8 protein-coding genes are annotated in these 7,150 nt (G+C 68.8%); 1 reads left to right on the top strand and 7 read right to left on the bottom strand.

Features of this window, described 5'->3' with window-relative positions; translation table 11 throughout:
* The 7 genes from AVR91_RS41085 to xerD all read right to left on the bottom strand — a co-directional run.
* Positions 1 to 1,633: Xaa-Pro dipeptidyl-peptidase (locus tag AVR91_RS41085; RefSeq protein ID WP_076857554.1), on the bottom strand; the 1,633-nt coding region annotated here is incomplete at its 3' end.
* Positions 1,634 to 1,730: 97 nt separating this feature from the next.
* Positions 1,731 to 2,483 (bottom strand): pseudouridine synthase, encoded by a 753-nt coding sequence (locus AVR91_RS41080; RefSeq protein ID WP_007035528.1) that lies wholly within the window; start codon positions 2,481 to 2,483, stop codon positions 1,731 to 1,733.
* Positions 2,473 to 3,141: an SMC-Scp complex subunit ScpB gene (gene scpB, locus AVR91_RS41075; RefSeq protein ID WP_063271850.1), complete on the bottom strand. Its 669-nt coding sequence runs from the start codon at positions 3,139 to 3,141 to the stop codon at positions 2,473 to 2,475. Before scpB ends, AVR91_RS41080 begins: the two co-directional genes overlap by 11 nt.
* Complete coding sequence (locus tag AVR91_RS41070) at positions 3,138 to 4,073, bottom strand: segregation and condensation protein A (RefSeq protein ID WP_063271849.1); 936 nt, start codon at positions 4,071 to 4,073, stop codon at positions 3,138 to 3,140. Before AVR91_RS41070 ends, scpB begins: the two co-directional genes overlap by 4 nt.
* The gene (locus tag AVR91_RS41065; protein WP_016335359.1) at positions 4,073 to 4,498 is read right to left on the bottom strand and encodes a hypothetical protein; all 426 of its coding nucleotides are present in this window, start codon (positions 4,496 to 4,498) and stop codon (positions 4,073 to 4,075) included. The genes AVR91_RS41070 and AVR91_RS41065 overlap by 1 nt, the downstream gene beginning before the upstream one ends.
* Positions 4,495 to 5,520, bottom strand: coding sequence for a ParA family protein (locus AVR91_RS41060; protein ID WP_016335360.1), 1,026 nt, complete (start codon positions 5,518 to 5,520; stop codon positions 4,495 to 4,497). Before AVR91_RS41060 ends, AVR91_RS41065 begins: the two co-directional genes overlap by 4 nt.
* Positions 5,521 to 5,612: 92 nt before the next feature.
* Positions 5,613 to 6,515, bottom strand: a complete 903-nt coding sequence (xerD, locus tag AVR91_RS41055) for a site-specific tyrosine recombinase XerD (RefSeq protein ID WP_063271848.1) — start codon at positions 6,513 to 6,515, stop codon at positions 5,613 to 5,615.
* Between the two features lie 115 nt (positions 6,516 to 6,630).
* Between xerD and AVR91_RS41050 the strand changes: the two genes are divergently transcribed.
* On the top strand, positions 6,631 to 7,116 hold the full coding sequence (locus AVR91_RS41050; RefSeq protein WP_063271847.1) for a DUF1707 domain-containing protein: 486 nt from the start codon (positions 6,631 to 6,633) through the stop codon (positions 7,114 to 7,116).
* Positions 7,117 to 7,150: the final 34 nt, after the last annotated feature.

Genomic DNA, 7,150 nt, shown 5'->3' with positions numbered 1-7,150 from the left:
GCCGGAACGTCATCGTGTACGGCTGCCCCGGCGTCAGCGGCGATTCCTGCGTCAGCGAACCGTGGTTGGCCAGATCCGCCCAGCCACGGCTGATGATGTTCAGCCCCACCGAGACCGCGTCGGTGCTCGTGTCCAGATAGCAGGCGTCGTTGCCGGGAGCGCTCGAACCCCAGCACGACTGGGTCAGCTCGTTCTTGATGCCTTCCTTCGGTCCGGTGTAGTTCCGGATGGTCGCCGGGCCGTAGTCGACCAGGATCGCCGAGAGCCGCGCAGTGGACGTCGACGGCGTCGCGGTCACAGTCACCTTCGCCGTTCCAGACACGTGAAGGTCCTTCGCCAGCGCGCCGGTGCTGAAAAGCACGCGCCCGTTCGAAGTCTCCGTCGGCTTCGCGGCCCAGCTGTTCGAAGACTGACCGGAGGAGTCCGTGAACGACGCCGTTCCCGTGCCAGGAGAGCTGCCGAGCGTGCCGACCCCCGGCGTGGTTCCGGACGCGGGGCGCAGGGTGACGGCGCTGCCCGCGGGCCATGCCGGCTGGTCCACCCAGACGTCGGGTTCGCGTTCCACACTCGCGCCCGGGGTCTTCTCGATGCCGTTGTCGACACCGAGCAGGTAGTGGTCGAACCACTTGTGCAGGGTGTCGACCCAAGCCGACCGGCGGTAGTCGAACGGGTCGACGTGACCGGCCTGCGTCAGCCAGATCTTGCGCTCGACGTTCAGCGCTTCCCACCACTGCCCGAAGTTGATGGTCTTGACGTTGAGGTCGCCGAGGCCGTGCGAAGCGAGCACGCTGGCCTTCACCTTCGAGGCGCTCTGCACGTAGTCCCGGTCGAGCCAGAACGCGTTGTAGTCGCCGTTCGAGGTCGCGCCCGCGGTGAGCTTCTGGTTCGCCGCGCTGCAGTTCTGCCCGCCATTGCGCCGGGACACGGTTTGCGCGAGCCCCGCCGGGCTGCCCTGGCGCAGGTTCGCGCCGTCGGAGCGGTAGTAGTCGTACCAGGAGCTGATCGCGCCGATCGGCACGATGGTCTTGAGCCCGTCGACACCGGTCGCGGCGACGCCGTTGGCCACCGTGCCGTCGTAGGACTTCCCGATCATGCCGACCGCGCCCGTCGACCACGTCGCGTTCGTCCTGGCCGGACCGGTCGCCGTCGTGTAGCCGTTCGCCCGGCCGTTCAGCCAGTCGACGACCTTGCGCGCCGAATTGACGTCCGAAGGCCCGCCGATGTCGGTGCAGCCGCGGGATTTGTTGGTACCGGCCAGATCCACCAGGACCACGGCGTACCCGCGAGGGACGAAGAAGTTGTCGTAGTACAGCGGGAACCCGACCGGCCTTCCTGCCGAGTCGTAGGTCTTGAGCTCGCTCTCGTTGCCGCGTCCGCAGCACGAGTAGTACGGGCTCGCGTCCATGATGACCGGGACCTTCTTGCCCCGCGCCGCCGGTTCCTTCGGGCGGATGATGTCGGCGGCGACCCGGTCCGAACGGCCGTCGCCGTCCCCGTCGAGCCCGATGTCCACCCAGGCCGTCTCGCGGACGGCCTGGGCGAAGTCGTAGACCGGTTCACTCGCCCGCGGTTTCGCCGCGGCCTGCGGTGCCGTGACCACGGCCGCTGCGACCGCCAAGATCCCTGCCAGCACAACTGTTTTCACGGTTGAGCCCTTCCCCGTCGGCTGAAAGCCCGTCAGGGAGAGCTAAACGCGGTGATCACCTGTGCAGTAGAGCGGAAAGTCTTGGTTACAGATCGACGGCGCGGTACAGCGAGCCGACCTCGCCGCGGTTCAGCCGCCGGATCGAACCCGACCGCTGGGCGCCGAGCTGGACGTCGCCCAGCGCGGTCCGGACCAGTTTGCGCACCGGGTGCCCGGTGGCCGCCATCAGCCGCCGCACGATGTGCTTGCGTCCTTCGTGGATGACCAGCTCGATCTGGGTGCGCCCGGCCAGCATGTCCTTGACGCGGAACTGGTCGACCTTGACGATGCCGTCCGGCAGCTCGAAGCCCGCGCGCAGTTCCTTGCCGAGCCCGCGCGGAACGATGCCCTCGACCTCGGCGAAGTAGGTCTTCAGCACCCGGAACGACGGGTGCATCAGCCGGTGCCCGAGGTCGCCGTCGTTGGTGAGCAGCAGGAGGCCTTCGGTGTTCTCGTCGAGCCTGCCGACGTGCACGATGCCGGGCGTCTCCTCGTACCGGCCGCGCAGGTAGTCGCCGACGCACGGACGGCCGCGGTCGTCGTTCATCGTGCTGTGCACGCCCTTGGGCTTGTTCAGCAGGAGGTAGACGAGGTCCTCGCGGACCTGGACGCGGGTGCCGTCGACGTGGATCACGGAGTTGTCCGGATCGACCCGGCGGCCGAGTTCGGTGACCACCTTGCCGTCCACGCTCACGCGACCGCGCACGATCAGGTCCTCGGCAGCGCGCCGCGAGGCGACGCCCGCCTGCGAAAGGACCTTCTGCAGCCGAATGCCGTCGGGATGCGGGTCAGATGTCATCGATGGTGTCCACTTCGGGTAGCAACGGAGCGATGGGCGGAAGGTCGGCCAGGGACGACAGGCCCAGTCGCTCCAGGAACAGCTCGGTCGTCACGTACAGCGTGCCAGTGGTTTCGGGGTCGGTCCCCATCTCCTCGATCAGGCCGCGCGCCAGCAGCGTCCTGATCACCCCGTCCACGTTCACCCCTCGGACGGCGGCGACCCTGGCCCTGGTCACCGGCTGCCGATAGGCGATCACGGCGAGGCTCTCCAGTGCGGCTCGCGTCAGCTTGGAACGCTGGCCGTCGAGCAGAAGCTTCTCCACGAACGGGGCATAGACGTCCCTAGTGTAGAACCGCCACCCTTCGCCGACTCGGCGCAGGTCGATTCCGCTGGTCCGCTCGGTGAACTTCTGCGCCATCGTGCGCAGCGCCACGGTCACCCGAGACACAGGCTGCGCGACCGTCTCGGCGAGCGATTCCTCGCTGATCGGCGAGTCGACGACCAGGAGCAACGCCTCGAGGGCCGCTTCGAGCGCCTCGTCGGAGGTGACGTCAGGATAGTCGCCGTCACCGGCCGCGACGAGACCTTCGTCGGCGGGCGGCTCCGTTTCGACGGCAGGAGTCTCCGCCTGGGCGTCTTCGGTCGTCTCTGTCTCTTCGGTGTTCTCCGGGGTCACCCGTACTCCTCGTCCTCGGCGGCGGCGCGGTCCTGCTCGGCCGCCACCGACGCCTCCTCCACGGACCCGCCGGTCCAGCGCACGTGCAGTTCGGCGAGCGCCTCCAGCTGCTCGAACTGGACCGAGGACTCCCGGTACAACTCCAGCAGCGCGAGGAACCGCGCCACGATCTCGACGGTGTGCTCGCAGTCCTCGACCAGTTCGCCGAAGGTCGCTTCGCCTCGTTCCGCGAGCTTGAGCCGCAGCAGCGCGGCGTGCTCGCGCACCGAGACCCGGCCCATGTGGATATGCGCGATCGACACCGTCGGCGGCGGCTTCGGTTTGAAGACCGCGACCGCGATCTCGGAGAACTTCCCGACGTCGACGCCGAGCATCACCTCGGGCAGCAGTCCCATGAACCGGTCTTCGAGCGCGACCGAGCGCGGATAGCGCCGCAGTGCGCCGGCCTCCAGTTCCCCGAACAGCGCCGCGACCTGCTTGTACGCCCGGTACTGCAGCACGCGCGCGAACAGCAGGTCCCGTGCTTCGAGCAGGGCGAGGTCGTCCTCGCTCTCCACCTCGGCGGCGGGCAGCAGACGCGCCGCCTTGAGGTCGAGCAGGGTCGCCGCGATGACCAGGAACTCGGTCGTCTCGTCGAGGTTCCACTCCGTGCCGAGCGCACGGGTGTAGGCGATGAAATCGTCCGTGACCCGGTGCAACGCGACTTCGGTGACGTCGAGCTGGTGCTGCGAGATCAGCTGGAGCAGCAGGTCGAAGGGGCCCTCGAAGTTCTCCAGGTGCACCTTGAACTTGGACGTGCTCAGCTCTTCACTGGCCAGTCCTTCGGGGACCATCCCGCCGTGCACGGTCTCGTGCACGGCGGGGGCCTCGTCTGCCTCTGTCCGCTCGACCGGCTCTGAGCCGCTGGGAGCAGCCGCGGCCGGGTCGTCCATCAGTTCTCGGTCTCTTTCCCGTCCTCGCTGCCCGCCCGCAGGCGCTGGACGAGGACCGAGTCCTCGCCCGCCGCGTCGAAGTCGGCCAGCAGCACGGCCACCGCCTCGCGGACCAGCCTGCCGCGATCGAGCACGAGACCGTGCTTCGCCCGGAGGTTCAGCCTGGCCTGCTCCATCGCCAGCAGTTCGTCGCCGGAGACGTAGACGGTGATCTTCGCGTCGTGCTTGGTCCGCCCGGAACCGCTGCGCGCGGCACGGGTCAGCTGTTCCTTGTGCGCGTGGCCCGTCTCGTTCCCGGAGCCGTTCCCGTTGCCGTTCCCCTTGGCGGGGGCGGGCTGTTCGGGCGCGGGCGGGAGATCGAGGGCGGGGCTGGAGGTGATCCTGAAAAGTTCGGACGCTCCGGGCAGGGAAGCTCGCCTGCTCACCGAGCGATCACCTCACGTGCCAGCGCGCGATAGGCCGCCGCGCCCGCTGATTTGGGTGCCCAGGTCGTGATCGGCTCGCCCGCGACCGTCGTCTCGGGGAACCGCACGGTGCGGTTGATCACCGTGTCGAACACGGTGTCGCCGAATGCCTCCACCACTCTCGCCATGACCTCCTTCGAGTGCAGGGTTCTCGGGTCGTACATGGTGGCGAGAATCCCGGTGATGTCCAGTTTGGGGTTGAGGCGTTCCTGCACCTTCTCGATGGTGTCGATCAGGAGCGCTACGCCTCGCAGACTGAAGAACTCGCACTCCAGCGGGATGATCACACCGTCCGCGGCGGTCAGTGCGTTCACCGTCAGCAGGCCTAGCGAGGGCTGGCAGTCGACAAGAACATAGTCGTAGTCGTTCATGACCGGACGAAGGACCCGTAACAAAGTGTGTTCGCGTCCTACCTCTGCGACCAACTGGACCTCGGCCGCGGACAGGTCGATGTTGCTCGGCAGCAGGTCGACGCCATCCACCCGGGTCTTCCGGATGACGTCGGTGATGCTGACCGAGCGCTCCATGATGACGTTGTAGACCGTCTGGTCCAGTTCGTGCGGCTGAATGCCGAGGCCGACCGAGAGCGCGCCCTGCGGATCGAAGTCGACCAGCAGCACCCGGCGCCCGCATTCGGCCAGCGCCGCGCCGAGGTTGATCGTCGAGGTGGTCTTGCCGACGCCGCCCTTCTGGTTGCACATGGCCATCACCAGCGCGGGGCCGTGCCGGTCCAGCGGCGGCGGGTCGGGGATCTCGCGATACGGACGGCCGGTGGGCCCGATGCCGTCGTTGTCGCGTTCTTGCTGCTTGGCGTCTTTGGCTTCTTTGGCGCGCTTGGCCTTGCGGCCGCGGGAAGAGATCGTGTCCTCCGACGGTTCGTCGCCGTCGTGTTCGGCGGGGGTTGCGATGGTCACCTGGCTGAGGCTCGCGGCAGCCGAACCGGCGGACGCGGACGGCTTCGCCGGCTCGTTCGGTGTCGACATAACGCGAAAGCTCCTCTTCGGCAGGATCCTCGGCAGCCTATGCGCGATCCGTGAGTCGAGCCAACGAGGCACGCCGGGATCAACCGGGTCGATTAGCCGAGCGCCCGCGGATGTGCTGTCGCGTAAACCTCGCGGAGCGTGTTGACCGTGACCAGCGTGTACACCTGGGTGGTGGTCACCGAAGCGTGGCCGAGCAGTTCCTGCACGACGCGGACGTCGGCGCCGCCTTCGAGCAGATGCGTGGCGAAGGAATGGCGCAACGTGTGCGGCGAAACGCCCGCCGTGATCCCCGCGGATTCGGCGGTGTCCTTGAGAACCTGCCACGCGCTCTGCCGGGAAAGCCTGGAGCCGCGGGCGTTCAGGAACATCGCGGGCGTCCCCCGGCCGTGGGTGGCGAGGGCGGGCCGCGCGCGGACGAGGTACGCGTGCACCGCTTCCAGCGCGGGACGGCCGATCGGCACGATGCGCTGTTTGCCGCCCTTGCCGTCGAGCAGCACGGTCCGTTCGGCGTCGTCGATGTCGTCGACGTCGAGCCCGACGGCCTCGGAGATCCGCGCGCCGGTGGAGTAGAGCAGTTCCAGCAGCGCCCGGTCCCGCAGCGGCCGTTCACCCTCGGGCGGCGGGGTTTCGAGCAGTTTCAGCACGTCGCCGACCGGCAGTGCCTTGGGCAGCCGTTTGGCCGCGGCCGGCGGGCGGACCTCGCGGGCCGGGTCGTGCTCGGTGATGCCGTCGGCGTGCGCGAACTTGTGCAACCCCCGCACCGCGACCAGCGCGCGGGCCGCCGAGGACGCGGCCAGCGGGCGATGCTCCTCGTCGCCCTCGCGCAGCGCCGCACCGAACGAGGTGATGTGCGCGGAGGTCACGTCGGCGAAGCGCTCGATGTCGGCGTCGCCGAGGTACGCGGTGTACCGGCGCAGGTCACGCGAGTAGCTGTCGAGGGTGTTCCTCGCGGTTCCGCGCTCGACCACCAGATGGTCGAGGTACGCGGCGACCACCTGGGCGACTCCGCTACCGCCGGCCCGTGACACACGGACACTCTAGGACCATCAAGAACTTCTCGGTGGCATTCGAGGACCGCGCCGCGGCTGTGAAACGGGCTACCTTGGGAGCATGTCCCAGCAACCGGACCCGGAGGAGATGCGCGTCGGCACCGCCGAGCGTGAAGAGGCCGCGCGACTGCTCGGCGACCACTACAGCCAGGGCAGGCTCACCCCGGACGAGTACGAGGGCCGCGTGCTCGCCGCGTACGAGGCCGTGACGCTCGGCGAGCTCCGGCCGCTGTTCCAGGACCTGCCCGTGCCGCACCCGACGTACCTGGCGCCGCGGTTCGACCCGCCGCCGTTCGTGCCCGTCTATCAGCGGCCCGCCGCGGTGCTGCCCTACTCGCCGAAGTCGAAGATCGCCGCCGGGGTGCTGCAGATCGTGCTGCCGTTCGGGATCGGGCGGTTCTACACCGGGCACGTCGGCCTCGCCCTCGGCCAGCTGGCGGTCGTGCTGGTCACCTGTGGCGTCGGGGTGGTCTGGCCGATGGTCGACGGGATCGTGCTGCTGGCGAACGGCGGCACCGACGCGCAAGGCCGCCGTCTCCGCGACTGACCCGCTGCCTCCTCTGTCCGTGAAGGCCTCCTTG

Source organism: Amycolatopsis keratiniphila subsp. keratiniphila (genome assembly GCF_001620365.2).
Lineage (GTDB): Bacteria > Actinomycetota > Actinomycetes > Mycobacteriales > Pseudonocardiaceae > Amycolatopsis > Amycolatopsis keratiniphila.
This window is presented reverse-complemented; position numbering and strand designations above follow the sequence as displayed.

What these genes read in the sequence shown, in the direction of transcription:
- AVR91_RS41080 (WP_007035528.1), bottom strand. Translation starts at nt 2,483, where the DNA reads ATGACATCTGACCCGCATCCCGACGGCATTCGGCTGCAGAAGGTCCTT.
- AVR91_RS41070 (WP_063271849.1), bottom strand. Translation starts at nt 4,073, where the DNA reads ATGGACGACCCGGCCGCGGCTGCTCCCAGCGGCTCAGAGCCGGTCGAG.
- AVR91_RS41060 (WP_016335360.1), bottom strand. Translation starts at nt 5,520, where the DNA reads ATGTCGACACCGAACGAGCCGGCGAAGCCGTCCGCGTCCGCCGGTTCG.
- AVR91_RS41050 (WP_063271847.1), top strand. Translation starts at nt 6,631, where the DNA reads ATGTCCCAGCAACCGGACCCGGAGGAGATGCGCGTCGGCACCGCCGAG.